Annotated in this window: 17 protein-coding genes; 7 read left to right on the top strand and 10 right to left on the bottom strand. The window is 66.1% G+C overall.

The annotated features are described in order from the left end of the window. Positions 1 to 358: 358 nt before the first annotated feature. Positions 359 to 1,405, top strand: a complete 1,047-nt coding sequence (locus NZU74_09715; protein MCS6881599.1) for an L-threonylcarbamoyladenylate synthase — start codon at positions 359 to 361, stop codon at positions 1,403 to 1,405. Between the two features lie 197 nt (positions 1,406 to 1,602). Next, positions 1,603 to 3,696, top strand: coding sequence for a glycosyltransferase family 39 protein (locus tag NZU74_09710; protein MCS6881598.1), 2,094 nt, complete (start codon positions 1,603 to 1,605; stop codon positions 3,694 to 3,696). A gap of 117 nt (positions 3,697 to 3,813) precedes the next feature. On the opposite strand, the gene NZU74_09705 is transcribed toward NZU74_09710, so the two are convergent. Next, positions 3,814 to 4,770: a CPBP family intramembrane metalloprotease gene (locus tag NZU74_09705; GenBank protein ID MCS6881597.1), complete on the bottom strand. Its 957-nt coding sequence runs from the start codon at positions 4,768 to 4,770 to the stop codon at positions 3,814 to 3,816. A gap of 71 nt (positions 4,771 to 4,841) precedes the next feature. Between NZU74_09705 and NZU74_09700 the strand changes: the two genes are divergently transcribed. Next, a complete protein-coding gene (locus NZU74_09700; GenBank protein MCS6881596.1) occupies positions 4,842 to 5,858 on the top strand; it encodes a LacI family transcriptional regulator in 1,017 nt (338 codons plus the stop codon). A gap of 63 nt (positions 5,859 to 5,921) precedes the next feature. Next, positions 5,922 to 7,028 (top strand): ABC transporter ATP-binding protein, encoded by a 1,107-nt coding sequence (locus NZU74_09695; GenBank protein ID MCS6881595.1) that lies wholly within the window; start codon positions 5,922 to 5,924, stop codon positions 7,026 to 7,028. Between the two features lie 67 nt (positions 7,029 to 7,095). Here NZU74_09695 and NZU74_09690 read toward each other — a convergent pair whose 3' ends face one another. The 8 genes from NZU74_09690 to NZU74_09655 all read right to left on the bottom strand — a co-directional run bounded on the left by NZU74_09690 (position 7,096) and on the right by NZU74_09655 (position 18,497). After that, the gene (locus NZU74_09690) at positions 7,096 to 9,198 is read right to left on the bottom strand and encodes a hypothetical protein (protein MCS6881594.1); all 2,103 of its coding nucleotides are present in this window, start codon (positions 9,196 to 9,198) and stop codon (positions 7,096 to 7,098) included. A gap of 5 nt (positions 9,199 to 9,203) precedes the next feature. Then, positions 9,204 to 9,824, bottom strand: coding sequence for a DUF3558 domain-containing protein (locus NZU74_09685; GenBank protein ID MCS6881593.1), 621 nt, complete (start codon positions 9,822 to 9,824; stop codon positions 9,204 to 9,206). Positions 9,825 to 9,884: 60 nt separating this feature from the next. Next, positions 9,885 to 10,106 carry a hypothetical protein gene (locus tag NZU74_09680; GenBank protein ID MCS6881592.1) on the bottom strand — a complete coding sequence of 74 codons (222 nt, stop codon included), beginning with the start codon at positions 10,104 to 10,106 and terminating at the stop codon, positions 9,885 to 9,887. A 458-nt stretch (positions 10,107 to 10,564) separates the two neighbouring features. Continuing rightward, entirely contained in the window at positions 10,565 to 13,774 is a 3,210-nt protein-coding gene (locus NZU74_09675; GenBank protein ID MCS6881591.1) for a tetratricopeptide repeat protein, read from the bottom strand. 87 nt (positions 13,775 to 13,861) lie between these two features. Continuing rightward, positions 13,862 to 13,999 (bottom strand): hypothetical protein, encoded by a 138-nt coding sequence (locus tag NZU74_09670; protein ID MCS6881590.1) that lies wholly within the window; start codon positions 13,997 to 13,999, stop codon positions 13,862 to 13,864. A 103-nt stretch (positions 14,000 to 14,102) separates the two neighbouring features. Next, complete coding sequence (gene argC / locus NZU74_09665; GenBank protein ID MCS6881589.1) at positions 14,103 to 15,104, bottom strand: N-acetyl-gamma-glutamyl-phosphate reductase; 1,002 nt, start codon at positions 15,102 to 15,104, stop codon at positions 14,103 to 14,105. A 219-nt stretch (positions 15,105 to 15,323) separates the two neighbouring features. After that, on the bottom strand, positions 15,324 to 17,252 hold the full coding sequence (gyrB, locus tag NZU74_09660; GenBank protein ID MCS6881588.1) for a DNA topoisomerase (ATP-hydrolyzing) subunit B: 1,929 nt from the start codon (positions 17,250 to 17,252) through the stop codon (positions 15,324 to 15,326). 315 nt (positions 17,253 to 17,567) lie between these two features. Further along, the gene (locus tag NZU74_09655; GenBank protein ID MCS6881587.1) at positions 17,568 to 18,497 is read right to left on the bottom strand and encodes a YitT family protein; all 930 of its coding nucleotides are present in this window, start codon (positions 18,495 to 18,497) and stop codon (positions 17,568 to 17,570) included. Positions 18,498 to 18,639: 142 nt separating this feature from the next. Between NZU74_09655 and NZU74_09650 the strand changes: the two genes are divergently transcribed. Both NZU74_09650 and NZU74_09645 read left to right on the top strand, forming a co-directional pair. Beyond that, on the top strand, positions 18,640 to 19,326 hold the full coding sequence (locus tag NZU74_09650; protein ID MCS6881586.1) for a hypothetical protein: 687 nt from the start codon (positions 18,640 to 18,642) through the stop codon (positions 19,324 to 19,326). Between the two features lie 119 nt (positions 19,327 to 19,445). Then, on the top strand, positions 19,446 to 21,149 hold the full coding sequence (locus NZU74_09645) for a GTPase (protein MCS6881585.1): 1,704 nt from the start codon (positions 19,446 to 19,448) through the stop codon (positions 21,147 to 21,149). A gap of 136 nt (positions 21,150 to 21,285) precedes the next feature. Here NZU74_09645 and NZU74_09640 read toward each other — a convergent pair whose 3' ends face one another. Then, positions 21,286 to 21,918 (bottom strand): hypothetical protein, encoded by a 633-nt coding sequence (locus NZU74_09640; protein ID MCS6881584.1) that lies wholly within the window; start codon positions 21,916 to 21,918, stop codon positions 21,286 to 21,288. A gap of 384 nt (positions 21,919 to 22,302) precedes the next feature. Here NZU74_09640 and NZU74_09635 point away from each other — a divergent pair, with 384 nt between their 5' ends. After that, positions 22,303 to 23,160, top strand: coding sequence for a transporter substrate-binding domain-containing protein (locus tag NZU74_09635; protein MCS6881583.1), 858 nt, complete (start codon positions 22,303 to 22,305; stop codon positions 23,158 to 23,160). The last annotated feature ends 25 nt before the right edge of the window (positions 23,161 to 23,185 follow it).

The following is a 23,185-nucleotide window of genomic DNA, read 5'->3' as shown; positions in this document are numbered from 1 at the left end:
TGGACGTTGCAACGGCCCTGACAGCCCTCCCACGGGTGTGCAGTTTCTTCGCTAAGGGTTACAATAAATCCTACAGTCTTTCTCACGGAACTGAGCAGGCTGTGAACGATGTTTCCTTGCCTTTCTGCCCCCCTTCCAACCTCCCCCCGTTGGGGGGAGGAGCCGGACTCCCTCCCCCAGCGGGGGAGGGTTGGGGAGGGGGCGTTGCCGAAAAACTTCGTTCACAGAGTACTGAGGCTTCCCCGCCTGAACCGCCGGTAGTGACGCAAAGGCGCAGAGGCGCAAAGTCTCGAAAGATCAGTATCACCAACGCCTTGCGTCTCTGCGCCCTTGCGTCAGCTTTTCTGAGAAGCCCTCTATGAGTATAGAAACCCAGATCCTCCATCCCGACGCTGCTGGCATCGCCGCCGCCGCGGCCCTGCTGCGCGCCGGGCAACTGGTCGCCTTTCCCACCGAGACAGTCTACGGGCTGGGTGGCGATGCCCTCAACCCGGAGGCGGTGGCGGCGATCTTCGCCGCCAAAGGTCGCCCCGCCGACGATCCGCTGATCGTCCACCTGGCCGATGCCGCCGATCTGCCCCGGGTCGCGGCATCCGTGCCGCCCGTGGCGCAGGAGCTGGCTGCGGCGTTCTGGCCCGGCCCGCTGACCCTGGTGCTGGAACGCGGCCCGGCGGTGCCCCTCGCCGTAACCGCCGGAGGGCCGACGGTGGCCGTGCGCGTTCCGGCGCACCCGGTAGCGCAGGCGCTGATCGCCGCGGCGGGCGCGCCGATCGCCGCGCCGAGCGCCAATCGTTTCGGCCATACCAGCCCCACCACCGCCGCGCACGTGCTGGCCGATCTGGGCGGGCGCATCGCCGCGGTAATTGACGGCGGACCGACACCCATCGGGGTCGAGTCCACCGTGCTTGACCTGACGCGCTCTCCGCCGACGGTGCTGCGCCCCGGTGGAGTCAGTCTGGAAGAACTTCAGGCCCATCTAGGCGAGGTGGCCGTGGAGAGCCGAAGCGCGACAGCGGAGCCATTGCGCTCGCCGGGCTTGCTGGAGCGCCACTACGCTCCGCACAGCCCGTTGTGGCTGGTGATCGGCCCCGCGGACGCCGCGCGGACCTGGCTGCGCGAGCGCGCTGCCGCCGAGCGCGCCGCCGGGCGGCGAGTGGGGCTGCTGGTGCCCGACGAAGACGCGGCGCTGCTCGCCGATCTTGGCGCGGACATCGAACCCCTCGGCCCCTCTGCGGCCCTCGACGTCGTGGCGCGGCGCCTCTATGCCGCCCTGCGCGCCCTTGACAGCCGGCATCCCGACTGCATTCTGGCCCGCGACCTCGGCGAGCGCGGCCTCGCCCGGGCCATCCGCGACCGGCTGAGCCGCGCCGCCGCCGGGCGGGTGGTGGTGCTTAATTCGGGGTAGGGTATGGTTGTACGTGTTCACGCTTCTCCTGGGAGCCAGGGCGGTTTGCCCTCGTCAGCGTTCGAGGGCAAGCCTCCCCGGCTCCCGGACGTGCGTGGTTGTCCCGGTGCCGAATATGCGCCGCCGCACCATCCGGGAGCAAGCCTATAATGCGCGCACCCTTCGTCTTCCAAAACTCTTTCCTCAGCAACAGGATCATGCCCGGAGTGAGCCTCGGCGCGCTCATCGTTGGCGGTCTCATGGCCGCCTCGTCGGCCCTGCACCTGGTCAACCTGAGTTCCATCGGCTATGCCAACGAATACTATACCGCAGCGGTTAACGCTATGCTGCAATCCTGGAGCAACTTCTTCTTCGTGGCGGCCGAGCCGGGAGGCTCGGTGACGGTGGACAAACCCCCGCTGGGTCTATGGGTCGAGGCGCTCTTCGCGTACTTCCTGGGCGTGAGTGGGTTCAGCGTCATTCTTCCCAACGTCCTGGCGGGAGCCCTGAGCATTGGCGTGCTCTACCAGATGGCGAAAACACACATGGGCGAGCTGGCTGGCGTCACGGCCGCGTTGACGCTGGCGATTACCCCGGTGTTCATCGCCACTAACCGCAACAACACCATGGACGGGATGCTGGTCTTCACGCTTCTGCTCGCGGCATGGGCCTGCCTCCACGCCACTGAGTCAGGCGACGCACGCTGGCTTCTGCTCGGGGCCTTCCTGGTAGGCCTGGGTTTCAATATCAAAATGCTGCAAGCCTTTCTGCCGCTGCCCGCGTTGTACGCGCTGTACTTCTTCGGCGCAAGAGGAACCTGGCTTAGAAAGAGTCTGCATCTCGGCGCGGCAACCCTCCTTCTTGTGGCGGTCTCGCTTGCGTGGGCGGTGGCAGTGGATCTGACGCCGCCCGAAAAACGACCATATATTGGCTCCAGCGGCAATAACACCGTGATGGGATTGATATTCGGACACAACGCTGCGGCGCGGTTGGGCGCGGTCATAGACGCAAGAAACGCGGCGCCTTCTGACGCCTCGCCTGCCCGCTTCCCCTATCCCGATGCCCCGCCCCCGTTGAACGCAACGCAAGGAAGGAATGGACAGGCCGATCCCTCGGTCAATCCGGAGATTCGCCCGCAAGAACTGGTCGGCCAGTTTCGGGAACTGCCTCCCGCCGCGCTTGAAGCGTGTTTCGGGCGGACTTGGGGCGCGCCCTGTTCGTTCATCCAGCCCAACGGGCAGATGATTGGCGGGACGTGCATTACTCCTCCCGCTATCGCGGAACTGGTCTGTGCTCCTGAGGCAAGGCCTCCGCAGAACGGTCAGGCGGCCAACGGACGAATCGGCAATGTCCCCTTTCGCGACGAGACCGGTCTGCCCGGCGTCTTCCGCTTCTTTGTCGCGCCTCTCTCCAAGCAGATGTCGTGGCTGCTGCCATTTGCGCTCATCAGCATGGCGCTGGCGCTCTTCGGAGCGCCAATACGGCTTCCCGTCCGGTCTGGCGTCCACAAGGGGCTGATCCTCTGGGGCGGCTGGCTGCTCGTCTGCCTGATCTTTTTCAGCGCGACGTCGGGCATTTTTCACGCCTACTATACCATTATGCTGGCACCGCCGCTGGGTGGCCTGGTTGGGATCGGTTTCGCGCAACTCTATCGCTGGAACACAGGTATGCCCCGGGCCATAGCGGGACTGATCCTCGTGGTTCTAATAACCCCGGGCTTTCAACTGTTCGCCGCTTCGCAATACAATGAACGTTCGTGGTGGATGTTCGGAACGGTGCTCCTGCTGGGGGCGGGGATCTTCTTTATGCCCCTTTCGAGACGGGCGGCGTATGGTCTCATCCTCAGCGCGATGCTCGTCATCCCCGCCTATTGGAGCGTCATGACCGTGCTGCATAGCCCGGATAACCGCCTGCCCACGGCGTATATGGGTCGAGGCCATCAGGGAGCTTTTCCTGCCCGTCCAGGCCCGGATGTCGCCTTGATGGACTTCCTGCAAGCCAACACCGGTGACGTGCGCTATCTGGTAGCGACACCCTCTGCTCAACAGGGCGCGCCTTACGTGATCGCTACGGGGCGGCCCGTGCTCTACATCGGCGGCTTTAGCGGACAGGACAACGTGGCGACCGCCCGCGATCTGGCCACGCTGGTCGCCAGGGATGAGTTGCGCTATGTGCTCTATGGCCGAGGGAAAGACAGCAAGCCGGACATTACCGCCTGGCTGGCTTCCTCCTGTGCGGTGGTGAAAGAGGTTTCTCCTGCGCAGGATGGGCCTGGTCAGGAGGGGTTGGCGCTGTACGAATGCCGCCGGTAAGCATGATTCGGGCAGGTGTTGCCGGGGAGCCGGATCAACGACGAGTGTTCATGGCCTGCTGCCGGTTCATGGCTCGCGCTCCAGCCGGCGCAGCGAAGCGGCGGAGCGACGTCCGGTTCAAAGGCGTGTTGCCTGGAGTTGTGCTGGCCCGTGTTCACGACACAAATGCTCCGCCCCCCATATCTTGATGATAACCAGCACTGCTATCGCTAGAAAGCCGATCATAAATCCGCTGGCAGCCAGATCCATCTTCATGTCTGGCATTGCTAGCCAGATAGACCAGTTCATCGAGTTGTGGGTCAGGATGGCCGCCAGAATACTGCCATTGGTGTTGTTGTAAATCCAGGTGAACAGGATAGACGCCAGGGTAATAACAACCAGCAGCGATAAGAAAACCACGAGATTGTCTGTCATGAACCTGCCAGGAATGAAAACGGCCGGAAGATGCCATAACCACCAGAAGAATCCCAGGATAATGCTGGAAGCCAGAGCGTTAAAGCGAGATTGCAGGCGCGGCAACGCGTAACCTCGCCAGCCGAACTCTTCCTGGAGCGGCCCGGCGGTGAAGAGAATGACGAAAAAGGCGATCAACGCATAAGGCGGATTGGAAACGACCGAGAGGTCAATCGGTCTGAAGCCCGCCAGCGCCGCAACCCAGATAGACCCGCCGAAGAGAACGCAAGGCAGAAGTAAGATTGCCGCCAACCAGATTTTCTTAAAGCGAAAGTCAATCCCCCGTTGCAAGAGCTGGAGAACGCCTCTGGCGCCCTGTTGGAGAAACGTCAGCGTAAAGGCGGCAACGAACGGGCCGAAGGCGGCAGGGTTAAGAGGACCGGCCAGAAAAGCAGTCCACCCTGCAGGAAAAGCGACACCGTGTGCTACCAGAGCGTTGGGTATCCAGCATGCCCACGTAAACGCGTAGGCAACGGCAAAATACCACCACAAACTCTTATCGTTACTCTTGATCCCCATCGTGGTCTTCGTGTGCGGGCTGTCTTGAGTTCTGCCTGGCGTGATGGCAGTGTAGATTGCGGACTGCTTGCTGTCAAGGAGTTGCTGCGTATGCGCCTCCATCCCGCCTTGACATCCTCACCCTGCCGCTAGTATACTCCGTGTGAGCGTCTCCCAGGTTAAACGATTAAGCAATGGCTACCATCAAGGATGTCGCGCAGCGCGCGCGGGTCTCCACTGCTACAGTGTCGTATGTGTTGAACGGCACCGGCGCGGTGACCGAGGCTACGCGGCAGCGGGTGCTGGAGGCGGTGGAAGCTCTTAACTACCGCCCCCACCACGCGGCCCGCAGCCTGCGCACCCGCGCCCGTACCCTGGGCCTGGTTCTGCCCGCCGATTCCCCTGGCCTGGCCGACCCGGCCCTCGCCGAACTGGTGGCTGGTCTGGCCGAGGGCGCCGCGGCGCTCGGCTATGGTCTCCTGCTGGCCTCCGCCGAACCTGAGGTGGCCGAGGCCGAGCTGGCCCTGGAACTGGTTGCGACCAATCGCGTGGACGGGCTGGTGCTCCTCGAGCCGCGGGTTGACGATGCGCGAGCGGCGCGTCTGGTCGCTGCGGGAGCGCCCTGCGTCTGCGCCGGCCCGTCCGTCGCGCCGGGGTGCGCGGCGCTCGGCTACGACCTCGAAGGCGGGGCCCGCGAGGCCACGCGCCACCTGCTGGCCCTGGGCCACCGGCGCATTGCCCTGATCGCCCTGCCCTCGGACCTGGCGGCCAGCGAGCCGTTTACCGAGGGCTACCTACAGGCTCTGGCCTCCGCCGGCCTGGTCCCTGACCCGGCCCTGGTGATCGAAGCGGGCATCTCCGAGGACGGTGGCATCACCGCGATGCAGGAACTGCTGGCGTTGCCCGAACCGCCAACCGCGGTGCTTGCCGCTGGCGACGCGCTGGCCTTTGGCGCCATGCACGCCCTGCGCGATGCCCGGCTTGCCGTCGGCGGTGATATATCGCTTGTCGGCATGGGCGACCTGCCGCTGGCAGCCCATACCGACCCGCCGCTCACCACTCTGCGGGCCCCGCGGCGGGCCCTGGGCAGGGCGCTGGCGCGGCGGCTGGCGCTCCTGGTGGAACGGCGTGACGACGCTGCGCCCGACGCCCCGTTCGGCCTTCGGTTGATCATCCGGCGCACCACGGCTCCGCCCCCACGCCACGGGTAGAGACGGCCCGCCGGGCCGTCTCTGCGACGGATGCATACAATATCCAGAGGAGGATTTGCCCGTATGGCCGGCATCAAGTTCGATCATGTCTGGAAGCGGTTTGGCGAGGTCACCGTACTGAAGGACCTCAATCTTGATGTTCTTGATGGCGAGTTTCTTGTGCTGGTCGGCCCCTCGGGCTGCGGGAAGTCCACGGCGTTGCGCTGCCTGGCCGGCCTGGAGGAGGTGACCGACGGCCAGATCTGGATCGGCGACCGGGTGGTCAATGATGTGCCGCCCAAGGACCGCGACATCGCCATGGTCTTCCAGAGCTACGCCCTTTACCCGCATATGAGCGTGTACGATAATATGGCCTTTGGCCTGAAACTGCGCAGGGTGCCCAGGCAGGAGATTGACCGGCGCGTCAGAGAAGCCGCTGAGATGCTCTCCATCGGCCACCTGCTCGACCGCAAGCCCAGGGCCCTCTCCGGCGGCCAGCGGCAGCGCGTTGCTCTCGGACGGGCCATCGTGCGCGACCCCGCCGTCTTCCTTATGGACGAGCCGCTCTCCAACCTCGACGCCAAGTTGCGCGTGCAGACGCGCGCCGAGATCTCCAAGCTGCACCAGCGCCTCAAAACCACCTTCATCTACGTGACCCACGACCAGACCGAGGCCATGACCATGGGGTCGCGGATCGCGGTGATGCGTGACGGCATTCTCCAGCAACTGGATACGCCCCAGCACCTCTACGACCACCCTGCGAACATGTTCGTCGCCGGGTTCATCGGCAGCCCCTCGATGAACTTCTTCGCGGCCCGCCTTGAGCGCCTGAACGGCGGCGTAAGCGTCGTGGTCGGCAATGACTTCATCGTGCCTGTGCCGCGGTCAAAAGTGGAGCGAGTCGGCACCCACATCGGGAAGGACATCTACTTCGGCATTCGCCCCGAAGACGTGCACGACGCTCATTACGTGGCTCGCGGGGTGGACGAGAGCGCCAAGCTCACCGTGCAGGTGAACCTGACCGAGGCCATGGGTTCCGAGGTCTATGCTTATGTGGAGAACAGTGGCCGGGAGTTCATCGGGCGGCTTGACCCGCGCACCACGGCCCGCCCCGGCGAAATCCTCGAGGTGGTTCTCGATATGGAGAAGATGCATATTTTTGACCGCGAAACCGAGAAGGCGCTGGTGTAGCACGTGTGTCCGCGAGGAGGCCACGGAGGGGCGCAGCCTCCCTGACCCTTTCTCCAATAACCAGACCTCATGGGCACACCCAGCCTCGGCCAGACAAGTAGTAGCACCCCTTGACCGTACCCCAGTAGCTGGTATCGGCCGGTACGAAGCTGCCCAGCGCCGACGAATTCGGCCCCCAGCCGGGGTTGATCCTGAAGTACGGGAAGGCCCATTTGTTCACGCAGTGATTGCCCTTAAACAGGTCCCAGCCACACTGGCGCACCCAGGCCTGGGCCAGGCCGTAGGCCAGCGGGTAATGCGCCGAAGCGAATGAGCCGGTCAGGATAATGCCCGGCGTTTTCTCGAACTCAATGGCGTTGGCGATGTGCCGCCACTCATTGACGACGAAGTTGTGGCCTCCCACTACGGCCATCCAGGCCGAGGCCCGCTTCTGAGGGTACAGGTAGGCCCCGCCCATGTTCCAGGGCCAGGTCGGGCCGGCCGACCCCAGGCAGAAGCCGCCGATGTAGCTGCGGATTTCCATCTGCATATTGTTGACCCCGCCATCCACCACCACCGGCGCAACCACGTTCGGGGTGTTGACGCCGCCGTTCTGCCGGTAGACGCCCCATTTGTTCACCCAGCCCGGATTACCGGCCGCCGCTCGTTCATCCACCCAGCCGAACAGCATGGCCCACGCCGTGGCGCCGCAGCCGCTCCAGCAGCTATTGGTGTTCGGCCAGGTGTAGGGCGGGATCTGGCGGTACAACCGCTGCGCGGCGAAGCCGCCATCGGCTTCCCAGAAGTGCCACTGGATAACCTGAACGCTGTGGGTAATGGCCGGACCAGCCGTCGCCGTCTCGGCGGGTGGCTGCGCTGGAACCGGGGACGCGCGGCCGGGCTGGCCCTCGCTCCTGATCAGCGGCAAATACACCTGCGCGATCAACGCGGCAGCCAGAAAGCGCACCCGCTCGGTCTGGCCGGCCTGGGTAGCCAGCACCGCCTCGAACGGCGTAATCTCAGCGGGCGGTGCCAGCAGCGTAACCCGGCAGCCATTGCCGATGGCCTCAATCCGCGCCAGCCCTGCGGCCGGTCCCGTTAGATCGCAGGTGACCGGGCCGGCCGCCAACACGGTGAACGACTCGCCGGGCAGCAGTGAGATGCCCCACTGCTCCCACTGGCGCACGGTCTCCCAGTCGTCGCTGGCATGTTGCCGGCGCACGGCCAGAATCGGGGCGTAGTTGGCGGCAAAGCCCGCCTTCAGCTCCGGCCAGCTTTCCCATTCCGCCAGTGCCAGGCCCGCTGGCGTGCTCGTCAGGCCGGTCTGCACCAGTGTGCCGGGACCGGGGTTAGCCGGATCGGGTCCTGGCGTCCACTCGAAGGTCCCGTGCAAGCTGTTCAGGTTCACCCCCTCCAGGCCCACAATCTTGAGCAGGGGGTTCTCGGCGCCCTCGGCGCGGATAAGTTGCTGGCCGTCCGGCGTCTCTGCACCATAGGTCAGAGTATCTAGCTTGTAGAACGTCAGGGCGCGGCCGTCCGCTGCCGACAGCAGTCCCCGCGACACGGGATCGCCCTCCGTCTTCCAGTGGGCCAGGGGGTAGTCATGCTCGCCAGTGCTGACGATGATAAAACCGGACGGCGCGCCCGTCGCCGAGCGCACGGCGAACTCATAGTAGGCCGGCGCGGGGAGGTCGGGCCGGAAATAGGGGTAGGCGACGTTGTCGAAGAACGCGCCCGACCACTCCGGCGCGCTGGCGCGCAGCAGGGACAGGAAGTTGAGCGCCCGGCGCAGATGTGGCGTCGGCACATCGTTCAGCCGCGGCAACACGCGCAGAGGGGCGCTCACGTTCTGGGGATGGTCGGGAACGCCGCATGTGCCGCGGGAGCAGGCTGTCAACGTCCCTAGACCGGGTGTGGCAGCGGCCGGAACATCGAAGGTGCGGCTGAAGCTGCCGTTGCCGGTCTCGGCGTAGCTCAGCACGTCGCCGTTCAGCCGGATCTCGATCACCCCGGGCAGAAAGTTGGCGCCGGTGATCCTCAGCGGCTGCCCCGGCGCCACGGTGTAGGCATCGAGGGTCACACTGGCCCGTGGCGGCGTCTGTGATTGCGCCAGACCGGGCAGCATGGTCGCCAGCAGGAACAGCAACGCCAGCCAGGTCAGGTGTCGTGTCGGAAAGCGTATCGGCTTCATCTGTCTCACTCCTTCTCTTGCAGACGTCGGAACAGCACGGCCAGGCAGTCGGCAATCTGCGCCTCGCTGCTCAACGCCAGGTTGCTGGAGGGGAAGCGCAAGAAAACGTAGCGACCATCTTGCAGCGCCTGCACGGCGCGCAACTGGCTCTCGGGGATGACCCAGGTGTAGCCCTCCTGCACATAGTCCGCCAGGCTGTTCACGACAACCCCTGGCAGTCTGTTGGCGGGATCGGTGTCCAGGCGCCATTTGACGAGGGTCTCCTCACCGGTGTAGGCCTGCACCGTGAACTCGGCCTGCTGGGCGGCGCCGGGCGGGGTGTAGAACCACGTGCAGGCGGTCCAGCCCGGCAAGACGGTATCCATCAGGTTGTCTGGCTGCGTGCCGATCAGCCGCTGGAGCTCGTCGGCAGGCGCCAGCTCGGCGCAGGGGATGGTCAACGGGGCCGACGCGGCGGCGGGTTGCGTGGTCGCTGGCTCAGCCGGGGTTGTGGCCGCGGGCGATGGCGGGATGGCCGCGGGTGTCGGCGCGCCCTGTGAGATGGGTTGACCGCCCCCGCAGGCGGCGAGGACGAGGGCCGCAAGAACCGTGAGCAAAACCACGGGCATGTCGAATTCGTGTCTCACGTTCGCCTCCTGGCCACTCTACGCCAGCGACGGATGCCAGCGTTCCGTCACTGGCGGCTGTTACTGGAACGGCGCATCGTCGTCCGCTGGCGGGGCCTCGGCGGAGATGCCCGGCGCGTAGGCAGCAATAAAGGCCACGGCATGCTCCAGGGAGGTGAAGCGGCGGGCCGCGCGGTCGGGCAGGTGGATGATCTCCCCGCGCCAGACCATGCTGCCCGCCTCGCGCCACAGGCGCACGATGAAGGTTTCCTGTTGCAGAGGACGATAGGGTGGTGACGTCATGCTGCCAGGCTATGCCAGTGCGCTTACAGAAGTGCTTACAGAGGAAGCGGCCAAAAGATACAGGGACGCCAACGTTCCGAACGTTGGCGTCCCTGAGCTGGTTGTGCGGCTTCCGGTGAATGTCCGTTTCGCCTCAGGCTACCCCTCGCTGCGCTCGGGGTGACAAACACCGGGAGTAGTGCACAGACTACTAACGATATCCGTCCTGCGAATTTGCGGGTATTTTCGCCTTGTGGGAGCGGACACCCTGCCTGCCGCCTTATTAGCTCTCCTTTGTCATATCCGCAGCTTCCGCTACGAGGAGGTTCGGAGGGACCATACCCTTCGAGCTTTCCCCTTCCTGGTGGGGCGCGGCTTTGCCGCGCCGCGCCAGGAAGGGTAGATCTTCGAGGGCCTGCGACCTCCCAATCGCCGCCAGGGGCAAAGTGACAAAGGAGAGCTAAAAACACCTTGCAAGATCACACATCGTCGCCTCGCCGTATCCGCTCGTACAGCAGCGTCGTCTCCGGCGAGGGGGTGGCCTTGAGATCGGCGGCCAGCAGGTCGGTCAGCTCGCGGTACCGGCGCAGGGCCTGGCCGCGTTCCCCCTGTCGCGCCAGACAACGCATCAGCTCCCGCTGCGCCAGTTCGAGATAGGGGTCCTCGGCCAGGCATCGGCGATAGATGGCAGCGGCGCGTTCGTACTGGCCGTCCAGCAGGTGGAGCCGGCCCAGGTCGAGCAGCGCCTGCAGGTAGGTCATGCGCAGCTCCTCCCTACGCAGGATCGCCCATTCGCCGGGGTCGAGGTCGGCCAGGAACTCCCCGCGCCACAGCCCCACGGCTTCCTCCAGCAGGGCGATGGCCACGGCGCGCTGCCCGGGGGACAGCGCATCGGCCGGGCCCATCGCCGCCGCCTGTCGCAAGGTGGCCTCCAGCGCGGCCACGTCGTACCACAGGGGCAGCTCCCGGTTAACCGCGTAGGCGCCGGCGGCGAAGCGGATGCGCTCGGCGTCGCCCAGGGCCCGGCGGATGAAGTGCAGGCTGCGGTGCAGGTAGTTGCGCAGTTGCGCTGGCGAGGCGTCGGGCCACAGGTCCAGACCAATGGTCGTCCTGGTCGCCGCGGGCCGGTCCAGCAGATAGAAAAACAGCTCACACGCCTTACGGTAGTTCCAGGCCGACGCGGGCACGGGCTGACCGCCGACCGTCACCTGGACCGGCCCCAGCGCGCGGGCGCGCAGCTCCGGTGTTGGCGGCTGCATAGTCACTGCTACCGCCGGGGACGGTCGCTCGCCAACGGCCAGGCGCGCGGCTGCTTCCAGGGATATGGGCAATTCGACCGCGGCGGCGAGCCTCTCGACCGTCTGCTGTATCAGGTCGCGCCAGGGCGGTAGCCGGGGAACGCGCAGATGCTCGCGCTCGGCCGAGGCTGCGGTCAGCAGCCTGGCGGCTGTGTCGGGATCGGTCGCGGCCAGGGCGACGGCGACCGCCTCCACCGCCTCGATCAGCGGGTGGCGGTGCCCGGTCGGCGCCAGCAGCGTCACCGCTTCGCGGGCCTGGGCGAGGGCCCCTGCGGTATTTCCCTGCCGGGCTGCCAGCAGCGCCAGCCGGGCCAGCAGGACCCCGCGCCCGCGGGTCGAGCCGGCGCGAGCGTAGGCGGCCAGCCCTTCGTTGTAGCGTGCCTGGCTGGCCAAGAGGTCTCCCTGCGTGGCTGCCAGGTCGCCCAGTTCGCGCAGCGCGTCTCCCTCCCAGGTCGGCCCGTCGAGGTGGCGGCAGAGGGCCAGCGCCCGTTCACCCAGGCGTGCGGCTTCGGTCAGATTGCCGTTCAGACGGGCGATCGAGGTCAGGACGCCCGTCGCAGTGGCAAGGGAATGCTGGTCGCCGGCGGCTTCGGCCAGGGCCAGGAGGCGCCGGGTGTGTGCGCCTGCCGCCTCACTGTCGCCGCGGGCCAGGGCGATCTCGGCCAGGTTTTGCAGGGCGGGCAGCAGGTCCACCCCGGCGCGGGCCGCGACTTCGAGGCCGGCGGCGAAGCTCGCCGCAGCCTCGTCATAGTCGCCGCGGTCAAAGTGGACCAGACCCAGGTTGTTCAGCGAGACGGCCACGGCGTAGTCATCGCCCAGTTCGCGGCGCAGGCCCAGGGCGGCCCGATGATGGGCGATGGCCCCGTCGAAGTCGTTCAGGTCGTGGTTGACGAGGCCCAGCAAGTCGAGGGCGCGGGCCTCGGTCGCGCGGTCGCCCGCCTCTTGCGCCAGGCGCAGGCTCTCGGCCCCGCGGGCGAGGGCGACGCGGTCGTCCCCCTGGCGGCAGGCCAGCCGGCCGGAAACGAAGGTCGCGCGGGCGCGGAGGATCGGTGGTACGGCATCGGCCTCGGGGAGGGTGAGCAATTCGTCGGCCCAGCCGCGTCCCTCGGCGAGCGGCCCGCGGTTGAACCAGAAGCGGAAGAGCGCCACCACCAGGCGCAGGCCCGCCTCAACCTGCCGCGTCGTGACGGCCCAGCGCATTGCGGCGCGCAGGCCATCGTATTCCGCCTTCAGCCGGACCATGGCCTCGCCGGAGATCGGCCCCAGCGGGGCGCCCGCCGCCTCCTCGGCCAGGCGCGTGGCCCAGTCCAGGTGCCGGTCGCGGGCGATCGGCCCCTCCCCGGCTTCCTCCAGAAGCTCGCGAGCGTAGATGCGCACCGGCTCCAGCAGGCGATAGCGGGCCGGGCCACGGGCGGGCAGGTCGGCGACGATGACCATAGACTTGTGGGCCAGCCCTGCCAGGGGCGCCAGCGCCGTCTCCTCGTCCTCGCCGGCCACAGCGGCCGCCATCGCCAGCGTAAAGTCGCCGGGGAAGACCGACAGGCAGCGGAAGAGGCGCTGTTCGTCGGTGGTCAGCAGGTTATAGCCCCGGGCCAAGGTCGCCGTCAGGGTGCGCGCTCGCGCAGTCGCGCCCGCCGCTGGCCCCCGTTCCGGCATGGTCAGACCCTCGGTCAGGCGGCGCTCGATCTGCTCGAGGCCGAGGATCGCGGACCAGGCCGCGGCCAGTTCGATGGCCAGGGGCAGGCCCTCCAGCCGCCGGCAGATGGCCGCAATCAGGGGGGCATTCTCGACGGTGAGACGAAAGTCGGGCACTGCGGCCATTGCGCGGGCGACGAACAGGGCGACGGCAGGGTGTTCGGCCAGGCGGGCGGGAGGCAGGTTGGTCGGCGGCAGGGGCAACGGCGGCACTGGCCAGACCTGCTCGCCAGGCACGCCCAGGGGTTGCAGGCTGGTGGCCAGGACGCGCAGGCCGGGGCAGCCGCGCAGCAGGGCATCAGCCAGGGCGGCCACGGCCACGGTCAGATGCTCGCAGGCGTCCAGCACCAGCAGCCGTGGCGTCGGGCCGATGGTCGCCATTAGCGCCGCCAGCGGCGAGCGGACAACATCCGCAAGGCCCAGGGCCGAAGCTACGGCCTGAGGGACGAAGGCCGGGTCGGAAATGGGGCCAAGGTCGCACCACCAGGCGCCGGCCGTGAAGCGCGGGGCCAGCGACCCGGCCACGTGCAACGCCAGGCGGGTTTTGCCACTGCCTCCCGCGCCAGTAAGGGTTACGAGCCGGGCCTCGCTTAGCCGGGCCTGCACCGCCCGCGCCTCGCGACGTCTGCCCAGGAGCGGGGTGAGGGCCAGGGGCAGCTTCCCGGCAGCGGCTGGCTCGGAAACAGGTAATACCATCACTGCCCTTTAACCATTCCGCTCAGACGTTCGGCTGATTTGCCGCATCGCGCTGCATCCGGTACAACAGGATGCGCCACGCAACTGTCAACCGCAGAAGCGCGATGCGGATGCCAACTTGCCGGTACCACTGGGCAGCACGTCACGATTGGCGACGCACAGCGCGCCATCGAGCGAGCCCACCGGGTCGATCTGCTCAATTGGTTGCGCCAGCAGTTTCAACATCAGGAAACCTTCGCCGTTATCGTCCGGCAGCTTGCTGCGTAATGGTGGTTAAAAGCGCAAGGATAGTGAGGGCAAACAGCTTGCCCTGCGCCGCCCCCGTTCTTCAGCTCAGCCCCATCGTCTCCGGGAAGCCCAGCATCAGGTTCATGTTCTGCACCGCCTGTCCCGAGGCCCCTTTCAGCAGATTGTCCACCGCAGACACGATGATGTAGCGGCCTGTCTCCGCTTCCACTGGCTGGAGGCCAATCGCCAGGTACATCGTCTGCTGCACGTGGCGCAGTTCGGGCAGGCGACCCTCGGGCAGCAGTTTGATGAACGGCTCATCGGCGAAGACAGCGTAGGCCGCCCGCGCCTCCGCCAGGCTGGTGTGGGGGCGCAGGGTGACGTAGATCGTGGAGAGGATGCCGCGATAGACCGGCAGCAGGTGCGGCGCGAAGATAATGTGCAGTCCAGTCTCCTGCTCCATCTCGCCGAGGTGGCGGTGGACCCGGCCCACATTGTAGGCGCTGAAAGTCTCGTGGGTCTCGCCGAAGTGGGTGCGGAGAGAGAGGGAGCGCCCGGCCCCCGACACGCCCGATTTGCTGTCTACGATCACCGTCGGGTCGGCGATCAACCCGGCGCGCGCCAGGGGCCACAGGGGTAGAATGGCCGTCAGGGGGTAGCAGCCGGTGTTGGCGACCAGACGCGCGGCACGGATGCGCTCGCGGTGCAACTCGGGCAGCCCGTAGACCGCTCTGGCGAGCAGGTCAGGCGCGGGGTGCTCGTGGCCGCGTCGCCGCCGGTAGTCCTCCGGGTCACGCAGGCGAAAGGTGTCGGAGAGGTCTATCACCTTCACGCCCTGCTCGAGCGCCTGCCGCACCAGGGGAATCAACTCCGGCGCGCCGTGGGGCAGGCAGGTGAAGACCAGGTCCACACCGTCCAGTTCGGCTTCCTCAGCATTCACCAGCGGCAGATCAATGAAGGACGGAAACACGTCGCCGAGTCGCTGCCCCGCCGCCGAGCGCGCCGTTGCGAAGGCGATCTCCACCTCAGGGCGCCGCGCCAGGAGCTTGATCAGCTCAAATCCGGTATACCCCGTCGCTCCGTAAATCCCTACACGGGCCATTTGCTCTCCTCAACAGTCCTGCTAGAACCTGTACGGCGCGGAACCGCGCTGATCCGATCTCCACGTCGCACGGCCCCTTGCCGATCATCTCCCTTCGTCCCCGGACGTATGCCGTTCAGGAGTCTGCAGGAACGTTTTCAGCGGGCCATCACCCAACCGTTATCCCCAGCGGTTGACATGAATAAGCTCGTGCAGGGGTAAGTGGTTGACGCATTGGCGCTAAATATCCAGCTCGCTCACCTCGGCCGCGTGGGTCTGGATGAAGCGGCGCCGGGGCGGCACCAGATCGCCCATCAGCATGGTGAACGTCTCATCGGCGCGCTGGGCGTCTTCCAGAGTGACCTGGAGGATGACACGGTTAGCGGGGTTCATCGTCGTCTCCCAGAGCTGTTCGGCGTTCATCTCGCCAAGCCCCTTGTAGCGCTGGATCTCGACCTTCGTCCCTGGCGGGAGACTGGCGATGTAAGCATCGCGCTCAGCATCGGAGTAGACGTAGCGATGCTCCTTGCCGTGCTTGATGCGGTAGAGGGGCGGCTGGGCGATGTACAGGTGGCCGTTGGTGATCAACGGGCGCATATGGCGGAAGAAGAAGGTCAGCAGCAACGTGCGAATGTGGCTCCCGTCAACATCGGCGTCGGTCATGAGCAGAATGCGGTGGTAGCGCAGTTTATCGGGGCTGAACTGCTCGCCGATGGCCGTGCCGATGGCGGTGATCAGCGCCTTCACCTCGGCATTGGAGAGCATGCGGTCGAGGCGGCTCTTCTCGACATTGAGGATCTTGCCCCGCAGAGGCAGCACAGCCTGAAAGCGCCGGTCGCGGCCCTGCTTGGCGGTGCCGCCGGCCGAGTCGCCCTCGACAATGTACAGTTCACAGCGCGCCGGGTTGGTATCCGAACAATCGGCCAGCTTGCCGGGGAGCGAGAAGCCCTCCATCGCGCTCTTGCGCGCCGTCTCCTTCACTTTCTGCACCGCCAGGCGCGTGCGGGCGGCGGCCAGGGTCTTCTCGATGATGCGCCGCGCCTCACTCGGGTTCTCGTCGAGCCAGGCGGCAAAGGCGTCGTTCAGCACGGTGGCGACCGCCCCGGCGGCCTCCGGGCTGACCAGTTTCTCCTTGGTCTGCGAACTGAACAGAGGGTCCTTCAGCTTCACGCTGATCACCGCCGTCAGGCCCTCGCGCACATCGTCGCCGGTGAGATTGGCCTCGTTCTCCTTAAGCAGGTTCTTGGCGCGGGCGTAGTTATTGATGATGCGCGTCAGGGCGGTGCGGAAGCCCGAGAGGTGCGTGCCGCCGTCGGTGTTGTTGATATTATTCGCGAAGGCGTAGATCGAGTCGGTGTCGTAGGTGTCGGTGTACTGCATCGCCACCTCGACGGCCACATCGTTCACCGTGCGCTCGGCATAGAAGGGCTGCTTGTGCAGCGGCGTCTTGTCCTTGTTCAGGTGGCGCACGTAAGAGACGATGCCGCCCTCGAAGTAGAAGTTCACCTCCTGGCCGTCGCGCCGATCTTCGAACTTGAAATGCAGGCCCTTGGTGAGGTAGGCCATCTCGCGGAAGCGCTGGGCCAGGACCTTGAAGTTGTAGTCAATGCCATCTTTGAAGATCGTCACATCGGGCTTGAAGTGAATGGTCGTGCCGGTGCCCTCGGCGGGGCCTACGGCGCGCACCTCGGCGATCGGCTTGCCCGCGCGATACTCCTGCACCCAGAGTTGCCCGTGCCGGCGCACCTCGGCGCGCATCCACTCCGAGAGGGCATTCACCACCGAGAGACCCACGCCGTGCAGCCCCGAGGAGACTTTGTAGCCCCCGTCGCCGAACTTGCCCCCCGCGTGTAGCTCGGTGGCGGCCAGTTGCAGCGCCGACACCCCGTACTTCGGGTGGATGTCCACCGGGATGCCACGTCCGTTGTCCGTAACCCGTACCGAGCCGTCCTCAAAAATCGTAATCTCAATGCGGTTAGCGTACCCGGCGAGGGCCTCGTCAACCGAGTTATCCACCACTTCTTTGATCATATGATGCAGGCCGTTGATGTCGGTCGGGCCAATGTACATGCCTGGGCGCTTGCGCACCGCATCAAGGCCCTCAAGGACGGTGATCTGGCTCGCGTCGTAGCTCTGGGGTTGGGGAGCAGTAGTGTTTTTGTCGTTCATTGCTGGCGCTTTCTTCCACGGCGTCGCGCCTACCGGACCGATCGGCGTTCCGTGGCATTGGAATGCTTCAGTTGGCCCCCTCACAACCTTATTATTATACCACACGCGGGCGGCATCCGTTACAATCCCCAGAACGCATGAGCGCATGTCCCGGCAGCGCCGTGGCCGTCCCACCTGCCGGGCGGCTCTCTCCTGGGAAAACATCCGCCGGTTATACCGGTTCCTGTTGCACACAGTGCAGACGCATCACCGTCAGGTCCCATTGAGACGCCATACCGGCAATCCCAAATCCCAAATCCCAAATCCAAAATGCCATCACCCTCGGCGTTCTGTTGGCTCCGCGACCGGAGCGCGAGCAGGCGGACGCTGCCCCGGTCGCAGGGGGCGGAAGCCCTCGCCGATCACTTCGCTCGCCTCGCTGATCACCACAAAGGCGTGCGGATCGGCCGCCGCCACCGCTGCCCGCAACGTGCTGACCTCGGAGCGGTTAATGATGCAGAGCAGAATGGCATGGGTCGCGCCAGTATAGCCTCCGACGCCTTCCAGGCGGGTCACCCCTCGTCCCAGATCGTAGAGCAGGGCGCGCATGATGCCTTCGGGCCGGTCGGTGATGATCAGCGCCTGCCGCGCGCCGCGCCCCGCCGAGAGCACGAAATCAACTGTGCGACTGCTGACGAAGGCCACCAGCAGGGCGTAGAGCACCTTCTCGGGGCCATAGGCGAACAGGCCCGCGCTGAAGACCACCACGTCACATACCAGCAGCACGCGGCCAGGCTGCACCCCTGTGCCCGCTTCGACCAGCCGCGCAATGATGTCGGTGCCCCCGGCGGTGCCGCGCGCCCGCAGGATCAATCCCAGCCCCAGGCCGTCGAGCAGCCCGCCGTAGAGACTGTAGAGCAGGGGGTCGCTCGTCACGGGCCGGGCGTAGGGGGCCAGGGCGTCAATCGCCACCGACATGACGAGCAGGGCATAGACCGTGCGCATGCCGAAGACAAAGCCCCCCAGGCGTCGCCAGCCGAGGATCATCAGCGGTACGTTGAGGGCCAGCACCACCCCGCCGACCGGCGTGCCAAGGTAGGTGCTCGACAGTTGCGCCACGCCCGTCACTCCGCCGACAATCACGTCATTCGGCACCAGAAAAATGCGAACTGCCAGCGCGACCAGCAGTGCTCCCAGGGTGATCATCCCGTAGTGGGTCAGGGTGGTCAGTGCGCGCCGCGCGCGCAGCTTGAGTTTGGGTCGCATTGAGTTTTACCTTTGCGGTTGGATGGTCCGCAGAAATCTGGTTTCCCCATACCCCCGCCGTTGGAAAGGGCGCTCCGGCGAACGCCCCCACCTTCGCTCCAGACGTGTATAATACAAGGTATAACATTACCCGGGGATTGCCATGCTAACCTACGAGAACTTTGTCTCAGTGCTGCTCGGCGCCATCGAGCGAACGGGGCTGAACATCGCCTACACCCAGGAATTGCTCGATACGCACGCCCTTGGGCGCAGCCTGAGCATTACCTGTCTGCCCGACGGGGTGGTGGACGACTGCGGGCCGCAGGAGCCGCCGCTGCGTGCGGTGATTGCTTTCCGCTGGTCGCCCGAGTTCACTGTGTTCTCGTTGCGCGGCGCCGAGTCCCTCGATGGCATCGAACGCTATGTGGACGAACGTCTCTTCGCCCAGGCCCGCGGCGGTCCTTCCCTCGATGTGGAAGTGACCTATCACCTGCCCGTTAATGGCAGGGCCCAGATCGAACCGCGCGATCTGCCGGCGATTGCCCAGGCCCTCCAGCAACTCCATGCCATGCTGGTGGACAATGAGGACGGGCTGAGGGTGGACGGCACACTGTCCTTCAATCCCGGCGGCGCCCCGCACGTGCAGTCACTTGTCGCGGTGCGCCTCTGGAGCCTGGATGAGGCGCTCTACGACGCCGATCTGCTCGAGGTCACCTTCGAGGAGCTGTGCGCCGAGTTGCGGGCGATGCTCCAGATGCTCCACGAACAGTACGGCTCGCGTTCCGACGCCGCTCCTGGCGCCAATGGCCTCTCACTTGATCGACGCTATCTGAAGCCCCCCACGGCCTGAGTGTATGGGGAGGCGTAGAGGCGTGGAGGTGTGGAGGTGTCGAGGTGTGGGTCTGCTTGCACCTCCACATCTCCACATCTCCACACCTCCACACCTCCACACTACCCTGATATCCCCATATGGCGCCCCTTTTTCCACCCGAGGCTCTGGCGGCCCTGACAACGCCGGGCGTCGCCGAACGCTGGACGGCCGTCCAGGAGCGTTTGCACCCCCTGCTGGCCGCCCTGGCCGAGCGCGTGCGGACGGCGGCTGCCCGGCGCTATCCTCGCCAGTGGCCGCTCTACGAGATCAGTTTCAAGAGCCAGCGCTACGTGCACCGTGGCCGGGGGCAGCGCGATCCGATCGAAGACTACTGGGTGGCCTTTGACCGGCCGCCGCGCGGCGCAGGAGTGCTGGTGGCCGTGAGCGCGGCCGACCGCGCCGTGCTGGTGGGGCTGCAACTCTGGCGCGCCCGCAAGGAGGATCTGGCGCGTCTCTGGGCCGGCGCGCCCGCCGTCTGGCGCCCGCTGGTGGAACGCATCGCCCGCGAAGGGCAGGCCCGCTTCGCCGCCCCCGAAGGCGCCACGCCCGATCTGTGGATCGAGCGCTACCTCGGCGCGCGCAACGCCGGTTATCTCTGGGCGGGCTTTGTCTATCCCTGGTCGAACCTGCCTGACGATCTGGAACAGCGCATCGTCGCCGATGTGCTCGATCTCCTGCCCCTGAACGAGGCATTAATGGAGCAGGCCGAGGCGGGCGCAGCGCTTCCCGCGGCGCGCCTCCGCGAGCGCCCGGTCACGTATGCTCCTCACGAGATGCCGCCCATTGAGGTGATCGCCGAACGCATCCGCGCCCGCGGCTTTCGCATCGCCGACCTGACCCTGCGCGCCTACCACGTCGCCCTCCAGACCCGTCCGCTGGTCATTCTGGCCGGCATCAGCGGCGTCGGCAAGACGCGCCTGACCCGCCTCTACGCTGATGCCGTCTACGATCTTCCACCTGGACGCGATAATCCCTACTATTTGATCGTCGCCGTACAACCCGACTGGCACAACGCCCACGACCTGCTCGGCTACTACCATACGCTCACCGGCGTCTACCATCCTACGCCATTTCTGCGCTTCCTCTTGCAGGCGGCCGCCGATCCCCAGCAGTTCTACTATGTGTGCCTCGACGAGTTGAACCTGGCCCGCCCGGAGTACTATCTTGCGCCCATCCTTTCGGCAATGGAAACCCTCGAAGGGTTCCTCGATCTGGGCAGCCCCCTCGCCGAAACGCCCCTGGCCGGCGGCGGCGTGCTGCAGAACCCTGTGCGCCTGCCGGTTAATCTGCGCATCATCGGCACGGTGAACGTTGATGAAAGCGCCTTTGTCCTGAGCGACAAACTGCTCGATCGGGCCAATCTGATCGAGTTGACCGAGGTGGACCTGGAGGGCTTCCGGGCGATGCACGCAGCCGCCGTGGACGAGCATGTCTGGCGGACGCTGGTGGCGGTGCACAGCCTGGCGACAGAGGCCGGGCATCCCTTCGGCTATCGGGCGCTGGGTGAGATGCTCCGCTTCATCGAGCAGGCCGCGGGCGCCCTGACCCCGGCCCAGGCCCTCGACGCGCAGATCAAACAGAAGGTGCTTCCCCGTCTCCGCGGCGAGGATAATCCCCGGCTGCGCCGCGCCCTCACCGGCCTGCTCAGCCTGACCCTGGGTCTCGAGCCGCGGGTGTGGGGGCGCGCCGCTCAGGTCTCTGACGAACAACTGGCTGCCGCGCCCTTCCCCGAGAGCGCCGCCAGGCTGCGCCGCATGCTTGAACGCCTTGATCAGGACGGGGTGACCGATTTTTATGCCTGAAGAAATAGTGGGGAAAGCGCAGCCCTGCTTCAGCGGTTCTCGAAAACATTGCTCCGCAAACGATAGGGGCAAGAGCGCAGCGAGGCACACAGCTCATGGGCCTCAGGGGATTGAGCATTCCGGTCGGTGCGCTCGATTATCCTTGCCCCACAATCCGTAACGCCGCGATACACGTGATGGCTGCCGGCTCCCGGCCTGCTTCCTGCCAGGTGCGCCCGCGATCCTCGGAGCGCAGCAGTTGCCCCGCGCTCGTGCCCGCCCAGATGTAGTCCATATGGTAACTGGCAGGGGCCAGCGTCTGCACGCGGCCATCGAGACCGCCTTCGACCGTGGACACGCTCCAGGTCGCGCCGCCGTCTTCGCTGCGGGCAAGGATTGACCCTCCGGCGCGGGCGGCGATCAGCGTCTCCTGTTTGCCGGCCAGGAGGGCCAGCGCGTTCGCTTCGGGGTCGGGCGATGCGGCGCCGCGCCACTGTGCCGGTCCCTGGGCGGTGTATACCAGCGGTCCAGGACTCCTGAGCAGTGCCAGCAACCTCTCGGCGTCAGCGGCGTCGGCGAGCGCCCAGGATTGCCCGCCATCGCTGGTGCGCAGGGGCGGGCCATCGTCCACCGCCGCCACCAGATTGAGGGCGTCTGCGGCCAGCAGGCCGCGGATAGCCTGTCCCTCCAGCACCCGGCCCACTCGTCGCCAGCGCCCCGTCCCCCCCGGGTCGCTGTAGATTGCCAGTCCTTCCGTTGTGCCCACGTAGACAATACTGGCCCTGGCCATCACAGGTTCTCCCTCTGTTGCTTGCCTTGCTCCACGTCCGGCAGGATAGCACCGTCCTCATGGTAACGCAAAGCGCACCCTTCCTGCCAGTGTTCCTCCATCTCGCCCGAACGATACTCGGCGCGGAGCGTTGCCGGATCCCCCTCCCCTGCGTGCGCGGCAAAAAGCCTGAACGAGCGCCACATCCTCGGCCAGTTATGCTATCCTATTCGTATCGGTTCTTCGGCTACCCTCGTCCATTCAGAAGCGTGCGCCGCCACGTCGGCTCGTCGTACCCGCGCAAGGCGCGCTCACGTGAGCGCACGGTGCAGGTGAGAGGGTTGGCCCCCATTTCGCGGGCGCCGCGTCAATCCGCGCGGCGCGGTAGAGCAAGGAGCGTATGGAATGCGACGTATCGTGCTTCTGGCCCTGGCGAGCCTGGCGCTCATTGTCCTCGCGGCCTGCGGCGGCGGCCCGGCCGTTTCGCCCCCGCCAACAAATGTCCCCGCCAGCGGCAGCGCGGCCCAGCCAACCGCCGCCGCCGGCCAACTGCCCGACCTGGGCGGGCGTCGAGTGACCATCGCTGTCGAGAACGCCTATCCGCCGTTCAATTACATCAACCCCGCCACCGGCAAGGGCGAGGGTTGGGACTACGATGCCTGGAACGAGATCTGTCGCCTGCTTAACTGTGTGCCCGTGTTCCAGGAGGCTTCCTGGGAGGGCATGATCCAGGCCGTGGCCAACGGGCAGTTCGACGCCGCCGCCGACGGCATCACCATCACTGAGGAGCGCGCCAGGCAGGTTGACTTCTCCGACGGCTACATCCAGGTGGCCCAGCGCCTCATGGCCCGCGTTGATGAGACGCGCTTCAGCAATATGGACGAGTTCATCGCCAACGAGAGCCTGCGCCTCGGCACGCAGACCGGAACGACGAACTACGAGACCGCCGCGCGCCTGCTGCCCGAGTCGCGCATTCAGGCCTTCGAGCAGTTCCCCTTCGCTGTGGCCGCGCTGATCAACGGCGATGTGGATGGCGTGATCATTGACGAAACTGCGGGCCAGGGTTACGTCGGAACCAACGCCGAAAAGGTCAAACTGGTCGGCGAGCCGCTTTCCAGCGACCAGTTAGGCTTCATCTTCCCCAAGGGCAGCGATCTGGTTGAGCCGGTCAACCTGGCCCTGGCGGAGATGCGGCGCAGCGGCAAGCTCGATGAACTGGCAAAGAAATATTTCAGCGCGGAGTTCAAGCTGCCGGGAAGCTAACCGCTGATGGCCGGTTGGGGTGGCG

It is taken from the genome of Chloroflexaceae bacterium, from assembly GCA_025057155.1.
Taxonomy (GTDB): Bacteria; Chloroflexota; Chloroflexia; order Chloroflexales; family Chloroflexaceae; genus JACAEO01.
The sequence above is the reverse complement of the archived record's forward strand: the minus strand, read 5'-3'. Positions and strand labels throughout refer to the sequence as shown.

What these genes read in the sequence shown, in the direction of transcription:
- NZU74_09680 (MCS6881592.1), bottom strand. Translation starts at nt 10,106, where the DNA reads ATGACGTCACCACCCTATCGTCCTCTGCAACAGGAAACCTTCATCGTG.
- NZU74_09690 (MCS6881594.1), bottom strand. Translation starts at nt 9,198, where the DNA reads ATGAAGCCGATACGCTTTCCGACACGACACCTGACCTGGCTGGCGTTG.
- gyrB (MCS6881588.1), bottom strand. Translation starts at nt 17,252, where the DNA reads ATGAACGACAAAAACACTACTGCTCCCCAACCCCAGAGCTACGACGCG.
- NZU74_09640 (MCS6881584.1), bottom strand. Translation starts at nt 21,918, where the DNA reads ATGGCCAGGGCCAGTATTGTCTACGTGGGCACAACGGAAGGACTGGCA.
- NZU74_09645 (MCS6881585.1), top strand. Translation starts at nt 19,446, where the DNA reads ATGGCGCCCCTTTTTCCACCCGAGGCTCTGGCGGCCCTGACAACGCCG.
- NZU74_09700 (MCS6881596.1), top strand. Translation starts at nt 4,842, where the DNA reads ATGGCTACCATCAAGGATGTCGCGCAGCGCGCGCGGGTCTCCACTGCT.
- NZU74_09705 (MCS6881597.1), bottom strand. Translation starts at nt 4,770, where the DNA reads ATGGAGGCGCATACGCAGCAACTCCTTGACAGCAAGCAGTCCGCAATC.
- NZU74_09675 (MCS6881591.1), bottom strand. Translation starts at nt 13,774, where the DNA reads ATGGTATTACCTGTTTCCGAGCCAGCCGCTGCCGGGAAGCTGCCCCTG.
- argC (MCS6881589.1), bottom strand. Translation starts at nt 15,104, where the DNA reads ATGGCCCGTGTAGGGATTTACGGAGCGACGGGGTATACCGGATTTGAG.
- NZU74_09670 (MCS6881590.1), bottom strand. Translation starts at nt 13,999, where the DNA reads ATGTTGAAACTGCTGGCGCAACCAATTGAGCAGATCGACCCGGTGGGC.
- NZU74_09635 (MCS6881583.1), top strand. Translation starts at nt 22,303, where the DNA reads ATGCGACGTATCGTGCTTCTGGCCCTGGCGAGCCTGGCGCTCATTGTC.
- NZU74_09715 (MCS6881599.1), top strand. Translation starts at nt 359, where the DNA reads ATGAGTATAGAAACCCAGATCCTCCATCCCGACGCTGCTGGCATCGCC.
- NZU74_09650 (MCS6881586.1), top strand. Translation starts at nt 18,640, where the DNA reads ATGCTAACCTACGAGAACTTTGTCTCAGTGCTGCTCGGCGCCATCGAG.
- NZU74_09710 (MCS6881598.1), top strand. Translation starts at nt 1,603, where the DNA reads ATGCCCGGAGTGAGCCTCGGCGCGCTCATCGTTGGCGGTCTCATGGCC.
- NZU74_09695 (MCS6881595.1), top strand. Translation starts at nt 5,922, where the DNA reads ATGGCCGGCATCAAGTTCGATCATGTCTGGAAGCGGTTTGGCGAGGTC.
- NZU74_09655 (MCS6881587.1), bottom strand. Translation starts at nt 18,497, where the DNA reads ATGCGACCCAAACTCAAGCTGCGCGCGCGGCGCGCACTGACCACCCTG.